General features: G+C 72.8%; 23 protein-coding genes. 20 read left to right on the top strand and 3 right to left on the bottom strand.

All coding sequences use genetic code 11. From position 1 onward, the window contains the following. Positions 1-15: 15 nt before the first annotated feature. The 8 genes from ACGH52_RS07845 (at position 16) to ACGH52_RS07810 (ending at position 8,588) form a co-directional block, all read left to right on the top strand. The gene (locus tag ACGH52_RS07845; RefSeq protein ID WP_059299515.1) at positions 16-1,122 is read left to right on the top strand and encodes a quinone-dependent dihydroorotate dehydrogenase; all 1,107 of its coding nucleotides are present in this window, start codon (positions 16-18) and stop codon (positions 1,120-1,122) included. Beyond that, positions 1,119-1,964: an orotidine-5'-phosphate decarboxylase gene (gene pyrF, locus ACGH52_RS07840; RefSeq protein WP_399938338.1), complete on the top strand. Its 846-nt coding sequence runs from the start codon at positions 1,119-1,121 to the stop codon at positions 1,962-1,964. The genes ACGH52_RS07845 and pyrF overlap by 4 nt, the downstream gene beginning before the upstream one ends. A 223-nt stretch (positions 1,965-2,187) precedes the next feature. Continuing rightward, on the top strand, positions 2,188-2,511 hold the full coding sequence (locus ACGH52_RS07835) for an integration host factor (RefSeq protein WP_003977346.1): 324 nt from the start codon (positions 2,188-2,190) through the stop codon (positions 2,509-2,511). Positions 2,512-2,548: 37 nt separating this feature from the next. Beyond that, positions 2,549-3,142 (top strand): guanylate kinase, encoded by a 594-nt coding sequence (gene gmk / locus ACGH52_RS07830; RefSeq protein ID WP_076973482.1) that lies wholly within the window; start codon positions 2,549-2,551, stop codon positions 3,140-3,142. Positions 3,143-3,204: 62 nt separating this feature from the next. Continuing rightward, the gene (gene rpoZ / locus ACGH52_RS07825; protein ID WP_003977348.1) at positions 3,205-3,477 is read left to right on the top strand and encodes a DNA-directed RNA polymerase subunit omega; all 273 of its coding nucleotides are present in this window, start codon (positions 3,205-3,207) and stop codon (positions 3,475-3,477) included. A gap of 184 nt (positions 3,478-3,661) precedes the next feature. Further along, the gene (coaBC, locus tag ACGH52_RS07820; RefSeq protein WP_059299512.1) at positions 3,662-4,864 is read left to right on the top strand and encodes a bifunctional phosphopantothenoylcysteine decarboxylase/phosphopantothenate--cysteine ligase CoaBC; all 1,203 of its coding nucleotides are present in this window, start codon (positions 3,662-3,664) and stop codon (positions 4,862-4,864) included. Positions 4,865-5,103: 239 nt separating this feature from the next. Next, positions 5,104-6,312 (top strand): methionine adenosyltransferase, encoded by a 1,209-nt coding sequence (gene metK, locus ACGH52_RS07815; RefSeq protein WP_059299511.1) that lies wholly within the window; start codon positions 5,104-5,106, stop codon positions 6,310-6,312. A gap of 125 nt (positions 6,313-6,437) precedes the next feature. Next, the gene (locus ACGH52_RS07810) at positions 6,438-8,588 is read left to right on the top strand and encodes a primosomal protein N' (protein WP_399938335.1); all 2,151 of its coding nucleotides are present in this window, start codon (positions 6,438-6,440) and stop codon (positions 8,586-8,588) included. 192 nt (positions 8,589-8,780) lie between these two features. Here the strand turns inward: ACGH52_RS07810 and ACGH52_RS07805 are convergent, their stop codons facing one another. Beyond that, a complete protein-coding gene (locus ACGH52_RS07805; RefSeq protein WP_210976489.1) occupies positions 8,781-9,332 on the bottom strand; it encodes a hypothetical protein in 552 nt (183 codons plus the stop codon). Between the two features lie 316 nt (positions 9,333-9,648). Between ACGH52_RS07805 and fmt the strand changes: the two genes are divergently transcribed. From fmt to ACGH52_RS07745, 12 genes are all read left to right on the top strand, one after another. Next, positions 9,649-10,581, top strand: coding sequence for a methionyl-tRNA formyltransferase (gene fmt, locus ACGH52_RS07800; RefSeq protein WP_399938333.1), 933 nt, complete (start codon positions 9,649-9,651; stop codon positions 10,579-10,581). Positions 10,582-10,661: 80 nt separating this feature from the next. Continuing rightward, positions 10,662-12,089, top strand: coding sequence for an RsmB/NOP family class I SAM-dependent RNA methyltransferase (locus tag ACGH52_RS07795; RefSeq protein ID WP_076973478.1), 1,428 nt, complete (start codon positions 10,662-10,664; stop codon positions 12,087-12,089). Between the two features lie 138 nt (positions 12,090-12,227). Next, positions 12,228-12,914 carry a ribulose-phosphate 3-epimerase gene (rpe, locus tag ACGH52_RS07790; RefSeq protein WP_059299506.1) on the top strand — a complete coding sequence of 229 codons (687 nt, stop codon included), beginning with the start codon at positions 12,228-12,230 and terminating at the stop codon, positions 12,912-12,914. Between the two features lie 77 nt (positions 12,915-12,991). Next, positions 12,992-14,035, top strand: a complete 1,044-nt coding sequence (locus tag ACGH52_RS07785) for a sugar-binding transcriptional regulator (RefSeq protein WP_059299505.1) — start codon at positions 12,992-12,994, stop codon at positions 14,033-14,035. 39 nt (positions 14,036-14,074) lie between these two features. Then, positions 14,075-14,428 carry a barstar family protein gene (locus ACGH52_RS07780; RefSeq protein ID WP_210976491.1) on the top strand — a complete coding sequence of 118 codons (354 nt, stop codon included), beginning with the start codon at positions 14,075-14,077 and terminating at the stop codon, positions 14,426-14,428. A gap of 108 nt (positions 14,429-14,536) precedes the next feature. Then, a complete protein-coding gene (locus ACGH52_RS07775) occupies positions 14,537-15,979 on the top strand; it encodes a GuaB1 family IMP dehydrogenase-related protein (protein WP_059299785.1) in 1,443 nt (480 codons plus the stop codon). 72 nt (positions 15,980-16,051) lie between these two features. Then, a complete protein-coding gene (locus ACGH52_RS07770) occupies positions 16,052-16,447 on the top strand; it encodes a hypothetical protein (RefSeq protein WP_076973475.1) in 396 nt (131 codons plus the stop codon). Between the two features lie 353 nt (positions 16,448-16,800). Continuing rightward, entirely contained in the window at positions 16,801-18,291 is a 1,491-nt protein-coding gene (locus tag ACGH52_RS07765; protein WP_399938329.1) for an amino acid permease, read from the top strand. A 15-nt stretch (positions 18,292-18,306) separates the two neighbouring features. Continuing rightward, complete coding sequence (locus ACGH52_RS07760; RefSeq protein ID WP_003977367.1) at positions 18,307-18,759, top strand: Lrp/AsnC family transcriptional regulator; 453 nt, start codon at positions 18,307-18,309, stop codon at positions 18,757-18,759. A 194-nt stretch (positions 18,760-18,953) separates the two neighbouring features. Next, positions 18,954-20,150, top strand: coding sequence for an MFS transporter (locus tag ACGH52_RS07755; protein ID WP_399938327.1), 1,197 nt, complete (start codon positions 18,954-18,956; stop codon positions 20,148-20,150). A gap of 157 nt (positions 20,151-20,307) precedes the next feature. Further along, entirely contained in the window at positions 20,308-21,096 is a 789-nt protein-coding gene (locus tag ACGH52_RS07750; RefSeq protein WP_399938325.1) for a carbon-nitrogen hydrolase family protein, read from the top strand. Between the two features lie 54 nt (positions 21,097-21,150). Further along, positions 21,151-22,848 carry a flavin monoamine oxidase family protein gene (locus tag ACGH52_RS07745; RefSeq protein ID WP_399938323.1) on the top strand — a complete coding sequence of 566 codons (1,698 nt, stop codon included), beginning with the start codon at positions 21,151-21,153 and terminating at the stop codon, positions 22,846-22,848. 18 nt (positions 22,849-22,866) lie between these two features. Here ACGH52_RS07745 and ACGH52_RS07740 read toward each other — a convergent pair whose 3' ends face one another. After that, positions 22,867-23,799, bottom strand: coding sequence for an LLM class F420-dependent oxidoreductase (locus ACGH52_RS07740; RefSeq protein WP_210976496.1), 933 nt, complete (start codon positions 23,797-23,799; stop codon positions 22,867-22,869). Positions 23,800-23,935: 136 nt separating this feature from the next. Then, positions 23,936-24,631, bottom strand: a complete 696-nt coding sequence (locus ACGH52_RS07735; protein ID WP_210976497.1) for a DUF5995 family protein — start codon at positions 24,629-24,631, stop codon at positions 23,936-23,938. Between the last annotated feature and the right edge of the window lie 140 nt (positions 24,632-24,771).

The raw sequence follows: 24,771 nt of genomic DNA, 5'->3' as shown, positions 1-24,771 counted from the left end.
GCTTCACGAGGACACATGTACAAGATCTTCTTCAAGCTCGTCTTCTCCCGCATGGACCCGGAGCAGGCCCACCACCTCGCCTTCCGCTGGATCCGCCTCGCCGTGCGCGTCCCCGTCCTGCGCACCTTCGTCGCCGCCGCGCTCGCGCCCCGGTACAAGGAGCTGCGCACCGAGGCCCTCGGCCTGCGCATGCACGGCCCCTTCGGACTCGCCGCGGGCTTCGACAAGAACGCGGTCGCGATCGACGGCATGGCGATGCTCGGCTTCGACCACGTCGAGATCGGCACCGTCACCGGCGAGCCCCAGCCCGGCAACCCGAAGAAGCGGCTGTTCCGCCTGGTGGGCGACCGGGCGCTGATCAACCGCATGGGCTTCAACAACGACGGCTCACTGGCCGTCGCGGCCCGGCTGGCGTCCCGTACGCCCGTCTTGCGGACCGTCGTCGGCGTCAACATCGGCAAGACGAAGGTCGTCCCGGAGGAGGAGGCCGTCGGCGACTACGTGAAGTCCGCCGAGCGGCTGGCCCCGCACGCCGACTACCTGGTCGTCAACGTCTCCTCGCCCAACACGCCCGGCCTGCGCAACCTCCAGGCCACCGAGGCGCTGCGCCCGCTGCTGAGCGCGGTCCGCGAGGCCGCCGACCGCGCGGTGACCGCCCGGCGTGTCCCGCTGCTGGTCAAGATCGCGCCGGACCTCGCCGACGAGGACGTGGACGCGGTCGCCGACCTGGCCGTGGAGCTGGGCCTGGACGGCATCATCGCCACCAACACCACCATCGCGCGCGAGGGCCTCGGACTGACCTCGTCGCCCGCCCTCGTCGGGGAGACGGGCGGACTGTCCGGTGCCCCCCTCAAGGCACGCTCCCTGGAGGTGCTGCGCCGCCTCTACGCGCGCGTGGGCGACCGGATCACCCTGGTGGGCGTCGGCGGCGTCGAGACCGCCGAGGACGCCTGGGAGCGCATCCTGGCCGGTGCCACGCTGGTCCAGGGCTACAGCGCGTTCATCTACGAGGGCCCCTTCTGGGGCCGAGCCATCCACAAGGGGCTCGCCGCGCGCCTGCGGCAGAGCCCGTACGCCACCCTCGCCGACGCGGTCGGCGCCGACGTGAGGAAGCACGCATGACGGTGATGGAGCCCTTCGGCGCCCGGCTGCGCCGCGCGATGGACGAGCGCGGTCCCCTGTGCGTCGGCATCGACCCGCACGCCTCGCTGCTCGCCGAGTGGGGCCTGAACGACGACGTGGCAGGGCTGGAGCGCTTCAGCCGCACCGTCGTGGAGGCGATGGCCGACCGGGTCGCCGTCCTCAAGCCGCAGAGCGCCTTCTTCGAGCGCTTCGGTTCGCGCGGCGTCGCCGTCCTGGAGAAGGCGGTCCAGGAGGCGCGGGCGGCCGGTGCGCTGATCGTCATGGACGCCAAGCGCGGCGACATCGGCTCGACCATGGCCGCGTACGCCGAGTCGTTCCTGCACAAGGACGCGCCGCTGTTCTCGGACGCGCTGACCGTCTCCCCCTACCTCGGCTACGGCTCCCTGAAGCCGGCCGTCGACCTGGCGCGCGAGAACGGCGCGGGGCTGTTCGTGCTGGCGCTGACCTCGAACCCGGAGGGCGGCGAGGTCCAGCACGCGGTGCGGGTCGACGGGCGCAGCGTCGGGGCGACCATGCTGGCGCACCTGGCCGCCGAGAACGCGGGGGAGGAGCCGCTGGGGTCCTTCGGCGCGGTGGTCGGTGCCACCCTCGGCGACCTGTCTTCGTACGACCTGCGCATCAACGGTCCGCTGCTGGCGCCGGGCATCGGCGCCCAGGGGGCCACGCCCGCGGACCTGCCGGGCGTGTTCGGCGCGGCGGTGCGCGACGTGGTGCCCAACGTCAGCCGGGGTGTCCTTCGTCACGGTCCCGATGTGGCCGCGTTGCGGAGGGCCGCGGACCGTTTCGCGGGGGAGATCCGGACCGCGGTCACGGCGTCCTGACTCTGGATACATCCTCAAATCAGAGGGAGTATGTCCTAAATGTCCGTCCTGACGGAGGCTGACCAGGACTTTTCCGCTGTTCTCGCTGACTCTGGCGGACTTGACCGCTAGTCTCCGTCGAGAGTCAACGGGCAAGCGTGTTGCTCGTGGCTCACCAGGTGAGGGGCGACTAGGTTCCTCACCGGTCCGTATCCGACAGTTCGACATCCGAGGTGACGTAGGCGTGGCTCTTCCGCCCCTTACCCCTGAACAGCGCGCAGCCGCGCTCGAAAAGGCCGCCGCGGCTCGCCGGGAGCGGGCCGAGGTCAAGAATCGACTCAAGCACTCCGGCGCCTCCCTCCACGAGGTCATCAAGCAGGGTCAGGAGAACGACGTCATCGGCAAGATGAAGGTCTCCGCCCTCCTCGAGTCCCTGCCGGGCGTGGGCAAAGTCCGCGCCAAGCAGATCATGGAGCGACTGGGCATCTCCGAGAGCCGCCGCGTGCGCGGTCTCGGTTCCAACCAGATCGCGTCCCTGGAGCGCGAGTTCGGCAGCACCGGCAGCTGAGTCCGGACCACTCCGGGATTGCTGGAATAATCGCTGCATGGCTGCAACACCCCGGGGGACGTCCCCCGTACCCCCGGACGCACGTCCGCGGCTGACCGTGCTCTCCGGCCCCTCGGGGGTCGGCAAGAGCACGGTCGTCGCCCATATGCGCAAGGAACACCCCGAGGTATGGCTGTCGGTCTCGGCGACGACCCGCAGCCCCCGCCCCGGCGAGCAGCACGGCGTCCACTACTTCTTCGTCAGTGACGAGGAGATGGACAAGCTGATCGCCAACGGCGAGCTGCTGGAGTGGGCCGAGTTCGCCGGCAACCGCTACGGCACGCCGCGCACGGCCGTGCTGGAGCGCCTGGAGGCCGGTGAGCCGGTCCTCCTGGAGATCGACCTCCAGGGAGCACGGCAGGTCCGCGAGTCCATGCCCGAGGCCCGGCTGGTGTTCCTGGCCCCGCCTTCCTGGGACGAGCTGGTGCGCAGGCTCACCGGCCGGGGCACCGAACCGCCCGAGGTGATCGAGCGCCGCCTCGCCGCGGCCAGGGTCGAGCTGGCGGCCGAGCCCGAGTTCGACCAGACCCTGGTGAACACCTCCGTCGAGGACGTGGCGCGCGAGCTGCTAGCCTTGACGAACGTCGTGTGATCGTCACTGGTCACCCTGGGGTCATCCCGACTGAATCTTTCCCATCCATCGGAAGGTAGAGCGTGTCCTCTTCCATCTCCGCGCCCGAGGGCATCATCAACCCGCCGATCGACGAGCTCCTCGAGGCCACGGACTCGAAGTACAGCCTCGTGATCTACGCGGCCAAGCGGGCCCGCCAGATCAACGCGTACTACTCGCAGCTCGGCGAGGGCCTCCTCGAGTACGTCGGTCCGCTCGTCGACACCCACGTCCACGAGAAGCCGCTCTCGATCGCCCTGCGCGAGATCAACGCGGGGCTGCTGACCTCCGAGGCCATCGAAGGCCCGGCGCAGTAGCACCAGCAGCATCGTCGGTCAGCGACATCGGCGGTAATATCTTCAGCCTTACGCTGACTTATCCACAGGCCCGGCAGTCCGACTGTCGGGCCTGTGGTGTGTGATGGGTCGTACACGCGGTCCGAGCGGCGGGTAGTCCGAGCGGCGCGTGGTCCGAGCGCGTTATCCGAACCGGGGAGAGACGGTGGACAAGCCCAAGGTCGTTCTGGGGGTCAGCGGCGGCATCGCCGCGTACAAGGCCTGTGAGCTGCTGCGCAGACTCACCGAGTCCGGGCACGAGGTCCGGGTCGTCCCCACCGCCTCCGCACTGCACTTCGTCGGTGCCGCCACCTGGTCCGCCCTGTCCGGCAACCCGGTGTCGACCGAGGTGTGGGACGACGTCCACGAGGTTCCGCACGTGCGGATCGGCCAGCACGCCGACCTGGTCGTCGTCGCCCCGGCCACCGCCGACATGCTCGCCAAGGCGGCCCACGGCCTGGCCGACGACCTGCTCACCAACACCCTGCTCACGGCCCGCTGCCCGGTCGTCTTCGCCCCTGCCATGCACACCGAGATGTGGGAGCACCCGGCCACCCAGGAGAACGTGGCGACGCTGCGCCGCCGTGGCGCCGTGGTGATCGAGCCCGCCGTCGGCCGCCTCACCGGCGTCGACACCGGCAAGGGCCGGCTGCCCGACCCGGGCGAGATCTTCGAGGTCTGCCGCCGGGTGCTCGCCCGCGGGGTGCGCGAGCCCGACCTCGCCGGACGGCACGTCGTGGTCAGCGCCGGCGGCACCCGGGAGCCCCTCGACCCGGTCCGCTTCCTCGGCAACCGCTCCTCCGGCAAGCAGGGCTACGCGCTCGCCCGCACCGCCGCCGCCCGCGGCGCCCGCGTCACCCTCGTCGCTGCGAACGCGTCGATGCCCGACCCGGCCGGCGTGGACGTGGTGCCGGTCGGTACGGCGGTGGAGCTGCGCGAGGCGATGCTGCGGGCCGCGGCGGACGCCGACGCCGTCGTCATGGCCGCGGCGGTGGCGGACTTCCGACCGGCGACGTACGCCACCGGGAAGATCAAGAAGAAGGACGACCAGGAGCCCGCGCCGATCACCCTGGTGCGGAATCCGGACATCCTCGCGGAGATCTCCACCACGCGGGCACGCTCCGGGCAGGTGGTCGTCGGCTTCGCCGCCGAGACCGACGACGTGCTGGCCAACGGCCGGGCCAAGCTGAAACGCAAGGGCTGCGACCTGCTCGTGGTGAACGAGGTGGGGGAGCGCAAGACCTTCGGCTCCGAGGAGAACGAGGCGGTGGTCCTGGGCGCCGACGGCAGCGAGACGCCGGTCGCCCACGGCCCGAAGGAAGCCCTGGCCGACACGGTCTGGGACCTCGTCGCCCGGCGGCTGGAGTAAATGACCCATTCGCTCGAAGGAGCCGCGAAGACGACGCATTCGAGCGTGGCGCCCCTGGCCAAGGACGCTTCCTTCTGGGCAGAATGCCCGTGCCGCAGGTCACAGGCCTCCCGAGAGCTGAGACAGGTGGGCCCGCGGCAGAGCGCGACCGATAAACTGTTCTCGGACGTCGCCGGGTGCAGCTCCCCGTGCCGTCCACAAATGATCAGCCAGCAGCCGCTGCAACCCCAGGGAGCGTTGTGTCCCGTCGCCTGTTCACCTCGGAGTCCGTGACCGAAGGTCACCCCGACAAGATCGCTGACCAGATCAGCGACACGATTCTCGACGCGCTTCTGCGTGAGGACCCGACGTCCCGGGTCGCCGTCGAAACCCTGATCACCACCGGCCTGGTGCACGTGGCCGGCGAGGTCACCACCAAGGCCTACGCGGACATCGCCAACCTGGTCCGCGGCAAGATCCTGGAGATCGGCTACGACTCCTCCAAGAAGGGCTTCGACGGCGCCTCCTGCGGCGTCTCGGTCTCCATCGGCGCCCAGTCCCCGGACATCGCGCAGGGCGTCGACACGGCGTACGAGAACCGCGTCGAGGGCGATGAGGACGAGCTGGACCGCCAGGGCGCCGGCGACCAGGGCCTGATGTTCGGCTACGCGTCCGACGAGACGCCGACGCTGATGCCGCTGCCGGTCTTCCTGGCGCACCGCCTGTCCAAGCGCCTGTCCGAGGTCCGCAAGAACGGCACGATCCCCTACCTGCGCCCGGACGGCAAGACCCAGGTCACCATCGAGTACGACGGCGACAAGGCGGTCCGCCTGGACACCGTCGTCGTCTCCTCCCAGCACGCGAGCGACATCGACCTGGAGTCGCTGCTGGCCCCGGACATCAAGGAGTTCGTCGTCGAGCCGGAGCTGAAGGCGCTCCTGGAGGACGGCATCAAGATCGACACGGAGAACTACCGTCTCCTGGTCAACCCGACCGGCCGCTTCGAGATCGGCGGCCCGATGGGCGACGCCGGTCTGACCGGCCGCAAGATCATCATCGACACCTACGGCGGCATGGCCCGGCACGGCGGCGGCGCCTTCTCCGGCAAGGACCCGTCGAAGGTCGACCGCTCCGCCGCGTACGCGATGCGCTGGGTCGCCAAGAACGTCGTGGCCGCGGGTCTCGCCGCGCGCTGCGAGGTCCAGGTCGCCTACGCCATCGGCAAGGCCGAGCCGGTCGGTCTGTTCGTGGAGACCTTCGGCACCGCCAAGGTCGAGCCCGAGAAGATCGAGAAGGCGATCGACGAGGTCTTCGACCTGCGCCCGGCCGCCATCATCCGCGACCTCGACCTGCTGCGCCCGATCTACGCCCAGACCGCGGCGTACGGGCACTTCGGCCGCGAGCTGCCCGACTTCACCTGGGAGCGCACCGACCGCGTGGACGCGCTGCGCGAGGCGGCGGGCCTGTAGGCACCCCGGGCGCGGTGCGCCCGACGGGCACGTGACGAGGCCCGGCGTCCCCGAGGGGGCGCCGGGCCTCGCCGCATGCTCCCGGCCCCGGCCGTGCTGTCAGTGGTCTTTGCGAGAATGCAGGCGTGAGCAGCGAGAACGGACCGGAGCAGGACGGCGCGCAGGACGCGCCGCCCGAGCAGCTCGCGCTCATCCGGGAGACCGTGCGCCAGGCGAAGACCCCGCGGGCCAAGCCGCGCACCTGGCGCGGGGCCGCGCTCGCCAAGGAGCTGCCGGTCGCCAGGGTCCTGGTCGACAAGGGCGTGCTCCACCTCGACCGGTACTTCGACTACGCCGTGCCGGAGGAGCTGGACGCCGACGCCCAGCCCGGCGTGCGGGTGCGGGTCCGCTTCGGCGCCGGACGGCACCGGGTGCGCGACGGGCGGCGCGAGGGCGGCGGGCTCATCGACGGCTTCCTCGTCGAGCGGCTCGCCGAGTCCGACTACGCGGGGCCCCTGGCCGCGCTCGCCCAGGTCGTCTCGCCCGAGCGCATCCTCGACGAGGAGCTGCTCGGCCTGGTCCGCGCGGTCGCCGACCGGTACGCGGGCAGCGTCGCGGACGTCCTCCAGCTCGCCGTACCACCGCGCAACGCGCGCGCCGAGAAGCGGGCCTCGCCGCAGCCGCTGCCCGCACCGCCCGTCCCCGAGCCGGGATCGTGGACGCGGTACGAGCAGGGGGCGGAGTTCGTGGCGGCCCTCGCGTTCGGCGGTGCGCCGCGCGCGGTGTGGAACGCGCTGCCGGGTCCGCAGTGGACCGAGGAGCTGGCGCGGGCCGTCGCGGCGACGCTGGCCTCGGGCCGGGGCGCCCTAGTGGTCCTGCCGGACGGCCGGGCGGTCGCCCGCGCCGATGCCGCGCTCACCGAGCTGCTCGGCGAGGGACGGCACGCGGTGCTCACCGCCGACGCCGGTCCCGAGAAGCGGTACGCGCAGTGGCTCGCGGTGCGCCGAGGTGCCGTACGGGCCGTGATCGGGACCCGCGCCGCCATGTTCGCGCCGGTGCGGGACCTCGGCCTGGTCGCCCTGTGGGACGACGGCGACGACAGCCACAGCGAACCGCACGCCCCGCAGCCGCACGCCCGCGAGGTGCTGCTGCTGCGCGCGGCCCAGGACCGGTGCGCCTTCCTGCTGGGCGGCTGGAGCTGCACCGTGGAGGCGGCCCAGCTCGTGGAGACCGGCTGGGCCCGCCCGCTGGTCGCCGCCCGGGAGCAGGTACGGGCCGCCGCGCCCCTGGTGCGGACCGTGGGGGACCAGGACCTGGCCCGGGACGAGGCAGCCCGCGCCGCCCGGCTGCCGACCCTCGCCTGGCAGGCCGTCAGGGACGGCTTGCGGCACGGACCGGTGCTCGTGCAGGTGCCCCGGCGGGGTTACGTACCGCGGATGGCCTGCGCGGCGTGCCGGACGCCCGCGCGGTGCCGGCACTGCGCGGGCCCGCTGGAGGGGCAGGAGGCCGGATCCGCGCTGCGGTGCGGCTGGTGCGGGCGCGAGGAGGGCGCCTGGCACTGCCCGGAGTGCGGGGCCTTCCGGCTGCGGGCGCAGGTCGTGGGTGCCCGGCGCACGGCGGAGGAGCTGGGGCGGGCCTTCCCGGCCGTGCCCGTGCGCACCTCCGGGCGGGAGCACGTGCTGGACACCGTGTCCGAGGCCCCGGCGCTGGTCGTGAGCACGCCGGGGGCCGAACCCGTGGCCGAGGGCGGTTACGCGGCGGCACTGCTGCTCGACGGCTGGGCGATGCTCGGCCGCCCCGATCTGCGCGCGGGGGAGGACGCGCTGCGGCGCTGGCTGGCCGCCGCCGCCCTGGTGCGTCCGCAGGGCGCCGGGGGCACCGTCGTCGCGGTCGCCGAGCCGACGCTGCGGCCGGTGCAGGCGCTGGTGCGCTGGGACCCCGTCGGCCACGCGCTGCGCGAGCTGGCCGAACGGGCCGAGCTGGGCTTCCCGCCGGTGTCGCGGATGGCGGCCGTGGCGGGGCCGCCGGAGGCGGTGACCGGCTTCCTCGACGCGGTCGACCTGCCGCGCGAGGCGGAGGTGCTCGGCCCGGTCCCCCTGCCGGTCACGGCACCGGGGCGGCCGCGGCGGGTGGGGGCGCCACCGCCCGGGGAGCACTGGGAGCGCGCGCTGGTCCGGGTGCCGCCGGGGCGCGGGGCGGCCCTGGCCGGTGCGCTGAAGGCCGCCCAGGCGGCGCGGACGGCACGCGGGAGCGACGCGGCGGTGTGGGTGCGGATCGATCCGCCCGACATCGGGTGAGGGGCGCACACGCCGCGGCCCTCCGTCTCCCGGGGGCAGGGAGGGCGGAGGGCCGGTGCGGGGTCGCGGCTCGGCCGGTGCGGCGGCCGGTGCGGATCAGTCCGTTCAGATCAGTTCGTGCAGATCAGTCAGTGCGGGTGAGTCCGCGGGTGGTTCCGTGCGGGTCGGGCAGTGCGGGTCGGGCAGTACGGGTCAGCCGTTGCGCGGGCCGGGGAAGGCGGTCGGGCGGACCTCGTCGCGCAGGGACGGGCTGCCCGACGTCGGCTGGGTCGGCATGGAGCGGGCCGCCGGGACCGTGGGTACCGGGGGGAGTCCCGAGCCCACGTTGACCGGGCGCGTGCCCGTCGGCTCCGGGGTGTGCTCGGTGGTCTCGGCGGCGGGCGCCGTCTGGGCCGTGGCGCGCCGGGAGCCGTAGCGCCGGTGCACCGCCTGCTTGGTGACGCCGAGCGCCGAGCCCACCGCGTCCCACGAGAAGCCGAGCGAACGGTCGAAGTCCACCGCCGCCGTGACCAGGGTCTCGACACTGTCCCGCAGTTCCTGGGCGAGACGGACCGTCGGGGCGGGGGCGCGTCCGTAGACGACGAAGCCCGTGGAGGGGCCGGAGCGGCGCGGGCGGTAGACGTTGCCCAACTGGGCGGTGAGGGTGCGCAGTGCGTCCACCTGCCGGCGGACCCGCTCGATGTCCCGCACCAGCAAGTGCAGGCTGGCCCGAGCCTGGGCGTCGTGGGTTGCGTGGTCGGCCATGAACAAGCCTCTCGAACCGGCGTTGAAAGGAATCGGGCCGCGCGGGCGGCCCGGTCAACTCTTCCTTGACCAACGTGTGGGTGCGGGCTTGGTCACGGGTGGGGGCGTGGGCGGTGAGTTGTGCGCCCCCTCGGCCTTCGGCCTCGGGGGTCTCCCACCCGCGCTCCACCCGTTTCCAGTGGGTCGAGAGGCTGAGCTCTCCCGTGGGGGTGTCGCGCCGTGGGGTGTCGCGCTGTCGGCGGCTTTCCGTGATCTGAGGGCTCGTAGACTGGTGCGTCGCCCGCCCACGTCCCCGCCCGAGAGGCCCGTCCCACCCATGAAGCTCGTCTTCGCCGGTACCCCCGAGGTCGCCGTCCCCGCCCTGGACGCCCTGATCGCCTCCGAGCGTCACGAGGTGGCCGCCGTCGTCACCCGGCCCGACGCACCGGCCGGGCGCGGGCGCCGACTGGTCGCCTCGCCCGTGGCCGAGCGGGCCGAGGAGGCGGGCATCGAGGTGCTCAAGCCCGCGAAGCCGCGCGACCCCGATTTCCTGGACCGGCTGCGCGAGATCGCCCCCGACTGCTGCCCCGTCGTCGCCTACGGCGCCCTGCTGCCCCGCGTCGCCCTGGACGTGCCCGCCCGGGGCTGGGTCAACCTGCACTTCTCGCTGCTGCCCGCCTGGCGCGGCGCGGCCCCCGTGCAGCACGCGCTGATGGCGGGCGACGAGATCACCGGCGCCTCCACCTTCCTGATCGAGGAGGGCCTGGACTCCGGCCCCGTGTACGGGACGGTCACCGAGACCATCCGTCCCACCGACACCAGCGGCGACCTGCTGACCCGGCTGGCCTTCGCCGGTTCCGGGCTGCTCGCGGCCACCATGGACGGCATCGAGGACGCCAGCCTGAAGGCGGTACCGCAGCCGGACGACGGCGTCACCCTGGCCCCGAAGATCACCGTCGAGGACGCCCGGGTCGACTGGACCGCCCCGGCGCTGCGCGTGGACCGGGTGGTGCGCGGCTGCACCCCGGCCCCCGGAGCCTGGACCACCTTCCGGGGCGAGCGGCTCAAGCTCGTGCAGGCCGTGCCCCTGCCCGACCGCACCGACCTCGCCCCGGGGCAGCTCGCCGCCGGGAAGAACAACGTGTACGTCGGCACCGGCTCGCACGCCGTCGAGCTGCTGTGGGTGCAGGCGCAGGGCAAGAAGCCGATGCGCGCCGCGGACTGGGCGCGCGGGGCGCGGATCACCGAGGGCGAGCGGGTCGGCGACTGACCGGCGCCCTCGCCACACCGTTCACCGGCCCGGCGTACGCTGGTGGGCGCACTTCATCCCACACCCGGAGCACCTTTTTCGTGAGCGAGCAGCCCCGCCGTCCCCGCAAGCCCGGCAAGCCGTACCGCAGGCCCCAGAAGGACCCCGTCCGCATCCTCGCCTTCGAGGCGCTCCGGGCCGTCGACGAGCGGGACGCGTACGCCAACCTCGTCCTGCCGCCGCTGCTGCGCAAGGCGCGGGAGAAGGAGGGCCCCGAGAAGTTCGACGCCCGGGACGCGGCGCTCGCGACCGAGCTGGTGTACGGGACGCTGCGCCGGCAGGGGACGTACGACGCGATCATCGCGGACTGCGTGGACCGGCCGCTGCGCGAGGTCGACCCGCCGGTCCTCGACGTCCTCAGCCTGGGCGTGCACCAACTGCTGGGGACGCGGATCCCGAGCCACGCCGCCGTCTCCGCCTCCGTGGAGCTGGCGCGGGTCGTGCTCGGGGACGGGCGGGCCAAGTTCGTCAACGCCGTGCTGCGCAAGGTGGCCCGGGACGACCTCGACGGCTGGCTGGAGCGCGTCGCCCCGCCCTACGACGAGGACCCCGAGGACCACTTGGCCGTCGTGCACTCGCACCCGCGCTGGGTCGTCTCCGCGCTGTGGGACTCGCTGGGCGGCGGCCGCACCGGCATCGAGGAACTGCTGGCCGCCGACAACGAACGCCCCGAGGTCACCCTCGTCGCGCGGCCGGGCCGGGCCACCCGCGAGGAGCTGCTCGGCGAGGAGGCCGCCGTGCCGGGGCGCTGGTCGCCGTACGCCGTGCGGCTCAGCGAGGGCGGCGAACCCGGGGCCGTCGAGGCCGTGCGGGAGGGGCGCGCCGGTGTGCAGGACGAGGGCAGTCAGCTGGTCGCCCTGGCGCTCGCCAACGCGCCCCTGGACGGGCCGGACCGCCGCTGGCTCGACGGGTGCGCGGGGCCCGGCGGCAAGGCCGCGCTCCTCGGTGCGCTCGCCGCCGAGCGGGGCGCCTTCCTACTCGCCTCCGAGAAGCAGCCGCACCGCGCCGGACTGGTGGCCAAGGCGCTGGACGGCAACCTCGGCCCCTACCAGGTGATCGCCGCCGACGGGACCCGCCCCGCGTGGCGGCCCGGGAGCTTCGACCGCGTCCTGGTCGACGTGCCGTGCACGGGACTCGGTGCCCTGCGGCGCCGCCCCGAGGCGCGCTGGCGGCGCCGCCCCGAGGACCTGGACGGCTTCGCCCCGCTCCAACGCGGGCTGCTGCGCGGCGCCCTGGAGGCCGTACGGGTCGGGGGCGTCGTCGCCTACGCGACCTGCTCGCCGCACCTCGCGGAGACCCGTGCCGTCGTCACGGACGTCCTCAAGCAGTTCCCCGACACCGAACTCGTCGACGCCCGTCCGCTTCTCCCGGGCGTCGACGACCTCGGCGAGGGTCCCGACCTCCAGCTCTGGCCCCACCTGCACGGCACCGACGCGATGTACCTGTCCCTGATCCGCCGCACCGCGTAAACGCAGGCCCACGCCGGCGCTCCGCAGGGGCGCAGGGAACTGCGCGACCAGCCATACACCGCCCGCGGCCGAAGAGCAACCGCGTCCCCTGGGGACCCATCCCGCCCCACCCCCGGAGGGCATGGCACGCTTAGGAGCATGGCCGCGCAGATCAACCCCAGCATCCTGTCCGCCGACTTCGCCCGCCTCGCGGACGAGGCCGAGGCGGTCGGAGGAGCCGACTGGCTCCACGTCGACGTCATGGACAACCATTTCGTCCCGAACCTCACGCTCGGCGTGCCGGTCGTCGAGTCCCTGGCCCGCGCGACCGACACCCCGCTGGACTGCCACCTCATGATCGAGGCCCCCGACCGCTGGGCGCCGCAGTACGTCGAGGCGGGCGCCGGTTCCGTCACCTTCCACGTCGAGGCGGCCGCGGCGCCGGTGCGGCTGGCCCGGGAGATCCGGGCCAAGGGCGCCCGCGCGTCCATGGCGCTGAAGCCCGCGACGCCCATCGAGCCCTACGAGGACCTGCTCCCCGAACTCGACATGCTGCTGATCATGACGGTTGAACCGGGCTTCGGGGGGCAGGCGTTCCTCGACATCATGCTTCCCAAGATCCGGCGCACCCGTGAGCTGATCAAGAAGCACGGTCTGGAGCTGTGGCTCCAGGTGGACGGCGGGGTTTCGGCGTCGACGATCGAGCGGTGCGCCGACGCCGGCGCCGACGTCTTCGTCGCGGGTTCGGCCGTGTACGGGGCGTCCGACCCGGCCGAGGCGGTACGTGCACTGCGCACGCAGGCCGATGCGGCCACCGCCAAGGCATCCTGGTCCTGCGACCACTGAGGAACAGAAAGTGAACGGCTCCCATCAGGGCTGATCAACAGCGCCGAATCTGCAAGGATGAACGGCGTATCCAGAGTGTGAACAGCAGTGAGGAGATCGCCGTGTCGGGTATGTCGGCGGGCCGTTCAGCCATGCGGATGGGACCCGCTGAGCTGGTCCAGGCGGCGGCCATGGCCCGCCGCTTCTACCTCGAGGGCAAGTCCAAGATCCAGATCGCGGAGGAGTTCGGCGTCAGCCGCTTCAAGGTGGCCAGGGTTCTCGAGACCGCCCTCGAGCGGGACCTTGTACGCATCGAGATCCGGGTGCCGGCCGAGCTGGACGCCGACCGTTCCGACGCGCTGCGGGCCCGCTACGGCCTCAGGCACGCCGTCGTGGTGGAGTCCCCGGCCGACGCCGAGGAGACGCCCGACCCGGAGAACCTGGGCGAGGTGGCCGCCGACCTGCTCGGCGAGCTGGTCAACGAGGGGGATGTGCTCGGGCTGGCCTGGGGCCGCTCCACCATCCACATGGCGGCGGCGCTCGACCGGTTGCCGCCGTGCACCGTGGTCCAGCTGACGGGCGTGTACGACGCCGGGACCGCCGAGCGCGGCTCGGTGGAGGCCGTCCGCCGCGCCGCCCAGGTGTCGGGCGGCGACGCCCACCCCATCTACGCGCCGATGCTGCTGCCGGACGCGGCCACCGCGCAGGCGCTGCGGCACCAGACCGGGATCGCCCGGGCCTTCGAGTACTTCGACAAGGTCACGGTCGCCTGCGTCTCCATCGGTTCCTGGGAGCCCGGCATCTCGACGGTGCACGACATGCTCAGCGACGAGGAGCGCGCGCACTACGCCTCGCTCGGGGTCGCCGCCGAGATGTCCGCGCACCTCTTCGACGCCGAGGGGCGCCGGGTCGGGCGGGACCTGGGGGAGCGGTGCATCACGGTCAAGGCCGACCAGCTCCGCCGTATCCCCGAGGTGGTGGCGATCGCGGGCGGGCAGCGCAAGGCCGCGGCCATCGACGCGGTGCTGCGCTCCGGCCTCGTCACCAGCCTGGTGACGGACACGTCGGCCGCGGACTACCTGATGACGGCGGGCTCGGCCCCGAAGTCGACGCTCAACCGGACCGACCCCGACGGGATCTGACGGCCGGTCGGCACCGACGAACAGGAAGAAGGGCGCGGCATGACCGAGGACCCCGCGGGGCGGCTCGTGGTCACACTGGACCTCGGCGGGGTCACGGACAAGGCGGGCCTGATGGACCGCTGCGCCCGTGACCTGGCGCTGCCCGACTGGTTCGGCCGCAACTGGGACGCGCTCGCCGACTCCCTCGCCGACCCCTCCGTCTGGCCCGAGGAGGCGGCCGAGCGGGGGCTGGTGCTCGTGGTGAAGGGGTGGCGGGCGTACGCCGAGGCGCGGCCGGACGAATGGGCCGTCGCCGAGGAGGTCTTCGCCGAGGCCACCGACCGCGGCCCGGGGCTCTTCGTCACCCTCGGCCCTGGAGGTTCCTCCAAGGGCTCCGCCGACCAGCCTGGATGATCTGCCCGGGGGTGGTCGGCCACCCGGCATGGGAGAATGAAGTACGTGCTCTTTCCCCCTGGCTGACCTGTCCGGGGGCCACCTCTGATCGACTGGGATGTGCAGCACGTGCGTTTCCTGAATGACATCCAGCCCTCGTACGACCTGACGTACGACGACGTGTTCATGGTGCCGAGCCGCTCCGCCGTCGGCTCCCGGCAGGGCGTGGACCTCGGCTCCCCGGACGGCACGGGCACCACTATCCCGCTCGTCGTCGCCAACATGACCGCCATCGCGGGCCGCCGGATGGCCGAGACGGTGGCCCGGCGCGGCGGGCTCGTGGTCATCCCGCAGGACATCCCGATCGAGGTCGTCACCGACGTCGTCTCCTGGGTGAAGAGCCGCCACCACGTCCTGGACACCCCGATCGTGCTGGCCCCGCACCAGACCGTCGCCGACGCGCTGTCGCTGCTGCCCAAGCGCGCGCACGACGCGGGCGTCGTCGTCGACGAGGACCACAAGCCGGTCGGCGTGGTCACCGACGCCGACCTGTCCGGTGTGGACCGCTTCACCCAGCTCGAAGAGGTCATGTCCAAGGACCTGATCCTCATCGACGCGGACCTGGACCCGCGCGAGGCCTTCAACACCCTCGACGCCGCCAACCGCCGCTACGCGCCCGCCGTGGACAAGGACGGCCGCCTCGTCGGCATCCTCACCCGCAAGGGCGCCCTGCGCGCCACCCTCTACACCCCGGCCGTGGACGCGAACGGCAGGCTCCGTATCGCCGCCGCCGTCGGCATCAACGGCGACGTGGCGGGCAAGGCCAAGCAGCTCCTCGACGCGGGTGTGGACACCCTCGTCATCGACACGGCGCACGGTCACCAGGAGTCGATGATCAGCGCCGTCAAGGTGGTGCGGGACCTCGACCCGCGGGTGCCGATCGTCGCGGGCAACATCGTCTCCGCCGAGGGCGTGCGCGACCTGATCGAGGCGGGCGCCGACATCATCAAGGTCGGCGTGGGCCCCGGTGCCATGTGCACCACCCGCATGATGACCGGCGTCGGCCGGCCGCAGTTCTCCGCCGTCCTGGAGTGCGCCGCCGAGGCGAAGAAGTACGGCAAGCACGTGTGGGCCGACGGCGGTGTCCGCCACCCGCGCGACGTGGCGATGGCGCTCGCGGCCGGTGCGTCCAACGTGATGGTCGGCTCCTGGTTCGCCGGGACCTACGAGTCCCCGGGCGACCTCCAGCACGACGCCAACGGCCGCGCCTACAAGGAGTCCTTCGGCATGGCCTCCGCCCGCGCGGTGCGCAACCGCACCTCGGAGGAGTCGGCGTACGACCGGGCCCGCAAGGCGCTGTTCGAGGAGGGCATCTCCACCTCCCGGATGTTCCTCGACCCGGCCCGGCCCGGCGTCGAGGACCTGATCGACTCGATCATCGCCGGTGTCCGCTCGTCCTGCACCTACGCCGGTGCCGCCTCCCTGGAGGAGTTCGCCGAGAAGGCCATCGTCGGCATCCAGAGCGCCGCGGGCTACGCCGAGGGCAAGCCGCTGCACGCCAGCTGGAGCTGATCCGCGGCCGGAACCGGACCGTGCGTGTCAGGTCTGCTTGACGTCAAGCAGACCTGACACGGCGCTGGACGCATGACCACACCGCAGAGCATCGAGCCGCAGCACACCCTGCTGACCGCCGTGGCCCGCCTCGACGAACTGCGCGCCCGCGAGTCCCTCGCCGGGTTCGGCAGCGACGACGAGGCCCTGGACCGCCCCCAGCTCCTCGAACTGCTCGCCCTGAGCGAGGTGGTCGCCCGCAAGGCCGCCTACGGGCGTCAGCTCACCGTCCGCGCCGCCCGCGAGGCGGGTGCCTCCTGGTCGCAGATCGGGGCCGCCCTCGGCACCAGCAAGCAGGCCGCCTGGGAGGCGCACATGCGCTGGATCGACGCCCAGGAGGAGGCCCGGGACCGACCCGGACAGATCGGCTTCGACACCGCGGACGCGGCCGAGGCCAGGGCCGTCGCGGGCGAACCGGACGGCCACTGACCGGCTCCGCCGGGGGCCGCACCGCCTCGGGCTCCGCCGTGCCGCCAGTCCGCCGGTCCTCGGTCGTAAGGGGGGCTCTGACCAGGCGTGATCCGTTGGCCGCCGAGCCTGGGCGCGACGCCGTACGCCCCCGGACGCAACGAACACCCGCGTCGTCCCGTGGAACGCAACGATCGTGCTCGGACGCGCAAGGTTGCTGCATTACCGGGGCACCGCCCCGCTCGTAGTGTTCTGCGCTGTACGTGGCGTGGCGGGGACCCCGCTCGGTGGGTTCCCGTTCTGCACGAGCGCGCCCGCCGGTCCCCGCCGCCCCCAGGCCCCGGCGCGACCGGCAGCGACAAAGGAGTCAACGCGTGCTCGACCAAGGCGCACCCCCGCACCACGACGCATCGGCCAGCCCACGGTCCCCGGGCCTGGCCGCGCGCCTCATGCGCCGCAAGCCCGTGGAGCACCTGGTCGCCGAGGGCGGCCAGGGCGAGGGCGGCAGCCTCCGCCGCTCCCTCGGCCTCTGGCAGCTCACGATGATCAGCATCGGCGCCACCCTCGGCACCGGCATCTTCGTCGTCCTAGGCGAGGCCGTCCCCAAGGCGGGCCCGGCCGTCACGCTCTCCTTCGTCATCGCCGGCCTCACCGCGCTCTTCTCGGCCCTGTCCTACGCCGAACTGGCCGGGACCATCCCGGTCGCCGGGTCCTCCTACTCGTACGCCTACGCCACCATGGGCGAGCTGGTCGCCTGGATCTGCGGCTGGTGCCTGGTCCTGGAGTACGGCGTGTCCGTGGCCGCCGTCGCCGTCGGCTGGGGCGAGTACCTGAACGAGCTGCTCGACGGCACCATCGGTGTCACCCTCCCCGCGGTCCTGTCCGCCCCGCCCGGCGACGGCGGCATCTTCAACCTGCCCGCGCTGATCGTCGTACTCCTGGCCATGACCTTCCTGCTCGGCGGCGCCCGCGAGTCCGCCCGGGCCAACACGATCATGGTCGTCGTGAAGATCGCCGCCCTGGTGCTCTTCTGCGCGATCGGCGTGCAGGGCTTCCGCTCCGGCAACTACGAGCACTTCATGCCGCTCGGCATGGCCGGGGTGAGCGCGGCCGGCGCGACCCTCTTCTTCTCCTACATCGGCTTCGACGCCGCCTCCACCGCCGGTGAGGAGGCGAAGAACGCCCAGCGCGACCTGCCCCGCGCGATCATGCTGTCCCTGGTCATCGTCACGGTGCTGTACGTCCTGGTCGCGGCCGTCGCCGTCGGCGCCAAGCCGTGGCGGACCTTCACCGACTCCGAGGCCTCCCTCGCGCAGATCATGACCGACGTCACCGGGCAGAGCTTCTGGGGCACCCTGCTGGCCTTCTGCGCGGTCGTCGCCATCGCCAGCGTCGTGCTGACCGTCCTCTACGGCCAGACCCGCGTCCTGTTCGCCATGTCCCGCGACGGGCTGGTGCCCAAGGTCTTCAGCAAGGTCCACGCCAAGACCGGCGCGCCCCGCGCCAACACACTGATCGTCTCGCTGTTCTGCGGGGTCCTCGCCGCCGCCATTCCGCTGGGGCAGCTCGCCGACGCCACCAGCATCGGCACCCTCTTCGCCTTCGCCCTGGTCAACGTCGCCGTCGTGGTGCTGCGCCGGACCCGTCCCGACATGCGCCGCACCTTCCGGGTGCCGCTGTCGCCGGTCCTGCCCGCCCTCGGCTTCGCGTTCTGCGTCTGGATGATGGGCAGCCTGTCCACCGTCACCTGGGTGGTCTTCGGTGTCTGGATGGCCGTCGGGCTCGTGTTCTACTTCGTGTACGGCCACCGCCGCTCCCGACTCGCCACACCGGACCCGTCCGAGGGCCGGACGCACCAGAAGTGAAGTGAACGACCCGCAGTGCTGAACGATCTCGACGAACGCATCGTGCACGCCCTCGCCGAGGACGCCCGCCGCTCCTACGCGGACATCGGGCAGTCGGTCGGCCTCTCCGCGCCCGCCGTGAAACGGCGCGTGGACCGGCTGCGCGCCACCGGAGCCATCACCGGCTTCACCGTACGGGTCGACCCCGCCGCGCTCGGCTGGGAGACCGAGGGGTTCGTCGAGATCTTCTGCCGCCGCAACACCTCGCCCGAGACCATCCAGCGGGGCCTGGAGCGCTACCAGGAGGTCGTGGCCGCGTCCACCGTCACCGGGGACGCGGACGCGGTCGCCCAGGTCTTCGCCTCCGACATGCGGCACTTCGAACGGGTCCTTGAGCGGATCGCCGGGGAGCCGTTCGTGGAGCGCACCAAGTCCGTGCTGGTGCTCTCGCCGCTGCTGCGGCGCTTCTCGTCGGGCTCGCCCACGTAATCCGATGGGCAGGGCCCACGCAATTCGATGGGCAGGGCTCACGCAATCCGATGGGCAGGGCGGCGTGCGCCGTCTAGCATCGGTGCCATGACCTGGCGACATTGATCCACCCGCGCCACCCCCGACGCCGCCTCCCGAGGGCCGCCCCGGACGCCGTACCTCCGGTGTCCGATCCGCCCCCTCGGGAAGGCCTCATGACCGTCTCACCTCCGCCCGAGCGTGCCGCCACCGCGCCCGCCGGTACCCGTCGGCTCGTGCGCACGCTGTACGCCTCCGCGTTCTGCGACGAGTTCGTCCTGCTCTACCCGGTGTACGCGCTGCTGTTCGGCGACACCGGTCTGTCCGTCTGGCAGACAACCTCACTGTTCGCGCTGTGGTCGCTGACCGGCGTCCTGCTCGAAGTGCCCTCCGGCGCCTGGGCCGACGCCGTCTCCCGGCGGCTGCTGCTCGTCCTCGGCCCGCTGCTCACCGCGGCCGGCTTCGCCCTGTGGGTGCTCCTGCCCTCCTACGGCGCCTTCGCGCTCGGCTTCCTGCTGTGGGGCGCGGGCGGCGCGCTCGGCTCGGGCGCGCTGGAGGCGCTGGTCTACGACGAACTCGACCGGGCCGGTGCGGCCCACCAGTACGCCCGCGTCATGGGCCGGGCCCGGGCGATCGGCATCGCCGCGACCATGTCCGCCATGGGCCTGGCCGGACCGGTGTTCGCCTGGGGCGGCTACGACGCGGTGGGCGCGGCGAGCGTGCTGGCCTGCCTGGCCGGGGCGGCGGTGGCGACCCGGTTCCCCGAGCACCGCACACCCACGGGCGGCGGCGAACGCTGGTCCGCGGCGCTGCGTGCGGGACTCGCCGACGCCCGCGCCGACCGGTCCGTGCGCGGCGCGCTGCTCCTCGTACCGGCGGTGACCGCGGTGTGGGGCGCGCTTGACGAGTACACGCCGCTGCTGGCGCGCGACACCGGGGTGGCGCCCGAGACCGTGCCCTGGCTGCTGCTGGTGATCTGGGCCGGTGCCACGGCGGGGAGCCTGCTGGCCGGTGCGGCGGAGCGGCTGACCACCAACGGGTTCGCCGCCCTGCTCACCGGCTCCGCGCTCGCCCTGGCCGTGGGCGGCCTGACCGGCACACCGGCCGCCCTGCTCCTGGTGGCGCTCGCCTTCGGCGGCTTCCAGCTCGCGACCGTCCTGGCCGACGCCCGCCTCCAGCAGCGCATCGACGACACCGGGCGGGCCACCCTGACCTCGGTCGCGGGCCTCGGCACCGAGCTGGGCAACCTCGCCACCTACGGCGCCTACGCGGCGGCGGCCACGACGTGGGGCCACGGCACCGCCTTCGCGCTGTCCGCGGTGCCGTACGTCCTGACGGCGCTGCTGCTGGCTGCCGTACGGGCCCGGTCCTGATCCTCCGCCGGAGGGAGCGCAACGAATCGCCGTCCGGTGCCGGACGCACGCAACGATCCGCTCACCGGCGCGCAACAGGTCCGTCTTGTCCGGCCGAGGCCGCCGACCGTACCGTCTATCTGGCCCCCGACCCCCTTCCTTCCGGTGAGGAACACGCATGCGCACCGCCCTGCTCCAGAGCTCCGGCCGCCCCGGTTCCACCGCCGAGAACCTCAAGGTCCTCGACGAGGCCGCGGGCCGCGCCGCCGCCGCGGGTGCCGCGCTGCTCGTCACCTCCGAGCTGTTCCTGACCGGGTACGCCGTCGGCGACGAGATCGGCGTCCTCGCCGAGCCCGCCGACGGCGACGCGGCCGACGCGGTCGCGGAGATCACCGGGCGCCACGGCCTCGCGATCGCCTACGGCTACCCGGAGCGGTCCGGGGAGAGCGTCTTCAACTCCGTGCAGCTGGTCTCCGCCGACGGCACCCGGCTGGCCGACTACCGCAAGACCCACCTCTTCGGCTGCTTCGAGCGCGACCACTTCACCCCCGGCGGGCAGCCCGTCGTCCAGGCCGAGCTGAACGGCCTCACCGTCGGCCTGATGATCTGCTACGACGTGGAGTTCCCGGAGAACGTCCGCGCCCACGCCCTGGCCGGCACCGATCTGCTGCTCGTCCCGACCGCGCAGATGCACCCGTTCCAGTTCGTCGCCGAGTCCGTCGTGCCCGTGCGGGCCTTCGAGAACCAGATGTACGTCGCGTACGTCAACCGCGTGGGTCGCGAGGGCGAGTTCGAGTTCGTCGGCCTGTCCACCCTCGCGGGGCCCGACGGCATCGCCCGCGCCCGCGCCGGGCGAGCCGAGGAACTGGTCGTCGCCGACGTCGACCCGGCCCTCCTGGCCGCCTCGCGCGAGGCCAACCCGTACCTCGAGGACCGCCGCCCCGGCCTCTACGGCTCCCTCGCCTGAGCCCCGAACCGCGCGTCCAGCCCCCGTTCCACCCGTGCAAGGAGTCCGTACCCCATGACGTCCACCGTGCCCAACGCGATCGAGCACGCAGACGAGCAGCAGCCGCCGATCACCATGTTCGGGCCGGACTTCCCGTACGCGTACGACGACTTCCTCGCCCACCCCGCCGGACTCGGCCAGATACCCGCGACCGGTCACGGCACCGAGGTCGCGGTCATCGGCGGCGGCCTGTCCGGCATCGTGGCAGCCTACGAGCTGATGAAGATGGGCCTCAAGCCCGTGGTGTACGAGGCCGACCGGATCGGGGGACGCCTGCGCACCGTCGGCTTCGAGGGGTGCGACCCGTCCCTGACCGCCGAGATGGGCGCGATGCGCTTCCCGCCGTCCTCGACCGCACTCCAGCACTACATCGACCTGGTGGGCCTTGAGACCCGGGCCTTCCCCAACCCGCTGGCCGAGGCGACCCCCTCGACCGTCGTCGACCTCAAGGGCGAGTCGCACTACGCCGAGACGCTCGACGACCTGCCGCAGGTCTACCGGGACGTCGCCGACGCCTGGGCGAAGTGCCTCGAAGAGGGCGCCGACTTCTCCGACATGAACCGCGCCCTGCGCGAGCGCGACGTCCCCCGCATCCGGGAGATCTGGGCGAAGCTGGTCGAGAAGCTCGACAACCAGACCTTCTACGGCTTCCTGTGCGACTCCGAGGCGTTCAAGTCCTTCCGGCACCGCGAGATCTTCGGCCAGGTCGGCTTCGGCACCGGCGGCTGGGACACCGACTTCCCCAACTCCATCCTGGAGATCCTCCGCGTCGTCTACACCGAGGCCGACGACCACCACCGCGGCATCGTCGGCGGCTCGCAGCAGCTGCCGCTCAGGCTCTGGGAGCGCGAGCCGGAGAAGATCGTCCACTGGCCGTACGGCACCTCGCTGAAGTCCCTGCACGCGGACGGCGAGCCCCGCCCGGCCGTCACCCGGCTGACCCGCACCGCCGGCAACCGGATCACCGTGACCGACGCCGACGGCGACATCCGCACGTACCAGGCGGCGATCTTCACCGCCCAGTCCTGGATGCTGCTCTCGAAGATCGCCTGCGACGACTCGCTCTTCCCGATCGACCACTGGACCGCGATCGAGCGGACCCACTACATGGAGTCCAGCAAGCTCTTCGTGCCCGTGGACCGGCCCTTTTGGCTGGACAAGGACGAGGTCACCGGCCGGGACGTCATGTCGATGACGCTCACCGACCGCATGACCCGCGGCACCTACCTGCTCGACGACGGGCCGGACAAGCCCGCCGTCATCTGCCTCTCCTACACCTGGTGCGACGACAGCCTGAAGTGGCTGCCGCTGTCCGCGAACGAGCGGATGGAGGTCATGCTGAAGTCGCTCGGCGAGATCTACCCGAAGGTCGACATCAGGAAGCACATCATCGGCAACCCGGTGACGGTCTCCTGGGAGAACGAGCCCTACTTCATGGGCGCGTTCAAGGCCAACCTGCCGGGCCACTACCGCTACCAGCGCCGCCTGTTCACCCACTTCATGCAGGACCGGCTGCCCGAGGACAAGCGGGGCATCTTCCTCGCGGGCGACGACATCTCCTGGACGGCCGGCTGGGCCGAGGGCGCCGTCCAGACCGCGCTGAACGCGGTCTGGGGCGTCATGCACCACCTCGGCGGCGAGACCGACCCGACCAACCCGGGCCCCGGCGACCTGTACGAGGAGATCGCGCCGGTGGAACTCCCCGAGGACTAGCTGGTCTCCGGCCGGGACCTAGATCCCGGCCGCCCTCGCCTTCTCGTAGACCTGGGCGGCGACGTCCTTGAGTTCCTCGGCGTCACGCGTGGTGCTCTGCAGGTCGACGAGGATCTCGTCCAGGCCGATCTCGGCGTGCGCGACCAGGTCCTCGACGATCTGGTCGACGCCGCCCTGGAAGGGCCGACGGTCGGAGCCTTCGTAGTTCGCCGCGCTGTAGCGCGTGTTGACCCGCAGCACCGTCCGGATCGGTTCCGTACGGCCCCGCTCGGCGGCCAGCTCGCGCAGCCGCCGCCACTGCTCGGCGACGGCCCCGGCCCCCATGCCGGTCGGCAGCCAGCCGTCGGCGTGGTCGACCAGACGACGCCGGGCCCGGCCGCTGTCGCCCGCCGCCAGCAGGATGGGGATCGGCCGGGCGGGTTTGGGTCCGACCACCGCGGACGCGATCTTCGTGACCTCGCCGTCGTACACCACCGGGTCGGGACCCCACACCGCCCGGCACACCCCGATCAGCTCGTCGAGGGCGGCGCCGCGCTCGGCGAACGGCCGTACGGACGCCGCCGCGTACTCGTCGTGCGACCAGCCGGTGCCGAAGCCCGCCACCACCCGGCCGCCGCTCGCCGCGTCCAGCGAGGCCAGCGCCTTGGCGAGCTGGAACGGCACGTGCAGCGGGGCGACCAGCACGCTCGTGCCCAGCCGGGCCCGCTCGGTGGCCGCGGCGGCGAGGGCGAGGGTGACCAGCGGCTCCGCCACACTCCGGTACGTGTCCGGCCAGGGCACGCCCTCGATGCCGAACAGCCCCTGGGTCGCGGGCTCCGGGAACAGCGCGCGCTCGAACACCCACAGGCTCTCGTAGCCCGTCCGTTCCGCCGCGCGCGCCACGTCGGGGACGTCCTTGCCGATGTCGTACTGCCGCATCTGGGGGAGGCCGAGTCCGAGCCGTGTCGTCATACCGGGTGCTCCTTCGCAGTCGGGTGCGATGTTGCCCATGGTTCCAACCGGTTTCAACGTACAGCGATCGGCCGGAGGTTCCGGGAGCGCACACCGCCGAGGCACAGCGCCGAAGCACACCGGGGGACCGGCCGGATCAGTCCGGCAGCGGGGTGAGCAGCATGCGGCCCGCGAAACCCACCGCGCCGTCCAGCCGTTCGGTGAACTCCCCGGCGACGTCCGGCAGCCGGCGCAGCGCCCACAGCGCGCGGGCCGCCGCCCAGGTGGCCTCACGGGCGCGCTCCAGGCTCCAGGAGCCGAGCAGATGGGTCAGCGGGTCGGCGATCTGGAGGAGGTCGGGGCCCGGCATCAGCTCGTCGCGGATGCGCTCCTCCAGCGAGACGAGCAGATCGCCCACGCGGTCGAACTCGTCCTCCAGCTCGACGGGTTCGCATCCGAGCGTACGACAGGTGTCCACCACGGCCAGCGCGAGGTCGTGGCCGATGTGCGCGTTGATGCCCGCCAGCGCGAACTGCAGCGGCCGTACCCCGGGATGGCGGCGGAACTGGAACAGGGGGCGCCAGCACGCGGGCGGACGGCGGTCCTCCTCCGCCGCGTCCACGGCGGCCAGGTAGCGCTCCGCGAACCGCACGTCCAGCGCGGTCGCGGCCGAGGCGTCCGGGAACCGGCCGCCGTCGATGTGCCGGTCGACGGCCTCCGTGACGGCCAGGTAGACGCGGTTGAAGACGGCGATCCCGTCCCGGGCCGGCAGCGCCGTGTCGAGGACGCGCATCCGGGACAGGACGGCGTCCACCGTCAAGGCGGCCGTCGGGACTTGCTCGCAGTGCGCCATGGCGGCAGCGTCGCAGCTTTAGGCTGACGGCTGTGCCGCCGGGCCCGACGCTTCCCCAGAACGGGGGAACGCGCCCGCCGCGCGGGGGAGGGGGACCGTACGTGTCAGGCCGTCGTGCCCGGGGCCGGGCCGCTCGCCGG

This window comes from Streptomyces sp. BBFR25 (genome assembly GCF_044590125.1).
GTDB classification, from domain to species: Bacteria; Actinomycetota; Actinomycetes; order Streptomycetales; family Streptomycetaceae; genus Streptomyces; species Streptomyces canus_D.
The sequence above is the reverse complement of the archived record's forward strand: the minus strand, read 5'-3'. Positions and strand labels throughout refer to the sequence as shown.

Coding starts and splice junctions, on each gene's coding strand:
- ACGH52_RS07780 (WP_210976491.1), top strand. CDS start 14,075: ATGACCGAGGACCCCGCGGGGCGGCTCGTGGTCACACTGGACCTCGGC.
- ACGH52_RS07750 (WP_399938325.1), top strand. CDS start 20,308: ATGCGCACCGCCCTGCTCCAGAGCTCCGGCCGCCCCGGTTCCACCGCC.
- fmt (WP_399938333.1), top strand. CDS start 9,649: ATGAAGCTCGTCTTCGCCGGTACCCCCGAGGTCGCCGTCCCCGCCCTG.
- ACGH52_RS07805 (WP_210976489.1), bottom strand. CDS start 9,332: ATGGCCGACCACGCAACCCACGACGCCCAGGCTCGGGCCAGCCTGCAC.
- gmk (WP_076973482.1), top strand. CDS start 2,549: ATGGCTGCAACACCCCGGGGGACGTCCCCCGTACCCCCGGACGCACGT.
- ACGH52_RS07755 (WP_399938327.1), top strand. CDS start 18,954: ATGACCGTCTCACCTCCGCCCGAGCGTGCCGCCACCGCGCCCGCCGGT.
- ACGH52_RS07845 (WP_059299515.1), top strand. CDS start 16: ATGTACAAGATCTTCTTCAAGCTCGTCTTCTCCCGCATGGACCCGGAG.
- pyrF (WP_399938338.1), top strand. CDS start 1,119: ATGACGGTGATGGAGCCCTTCGGCGCCCGGCTGCGCCGCGCGATGGAC.
- ACGH52_RS07745 (WP_399938323.1), top strand. CDS start 21,151: ATGACGTCCACCGTGCCCAACGCGATCGAGCACGCAGACGAGCAGCAG.
- rpe (WP_059299506.1), top strand. CDS start 12,228: ATGGCCGCGCAGATCAACCCCAGCATCCTGTCCGCCGACTTCGCCCGC.
- ACGH52_RS07735 (WP_210976497.1), bottom strand. CDS start 24,631: ATGGCGCACTGCGAGCAAGTCCCGACGGCCGCCTTGACGGTGGACGCC.
- ACGH52_RS07770 (WP_076973475.1), top strand. CDS start 16,052: ATGACCACACCGCAGAGCATCGAGCCGCAGCACACCCTGCTGACCGCC.
- ACGH52_RS07740 (WP_210976496.1), bottom strand. CDS start 23,799: ATGACGACACGGCTCGGACTCGGCCTCCCCCAGATGCGGCAGTACGAC.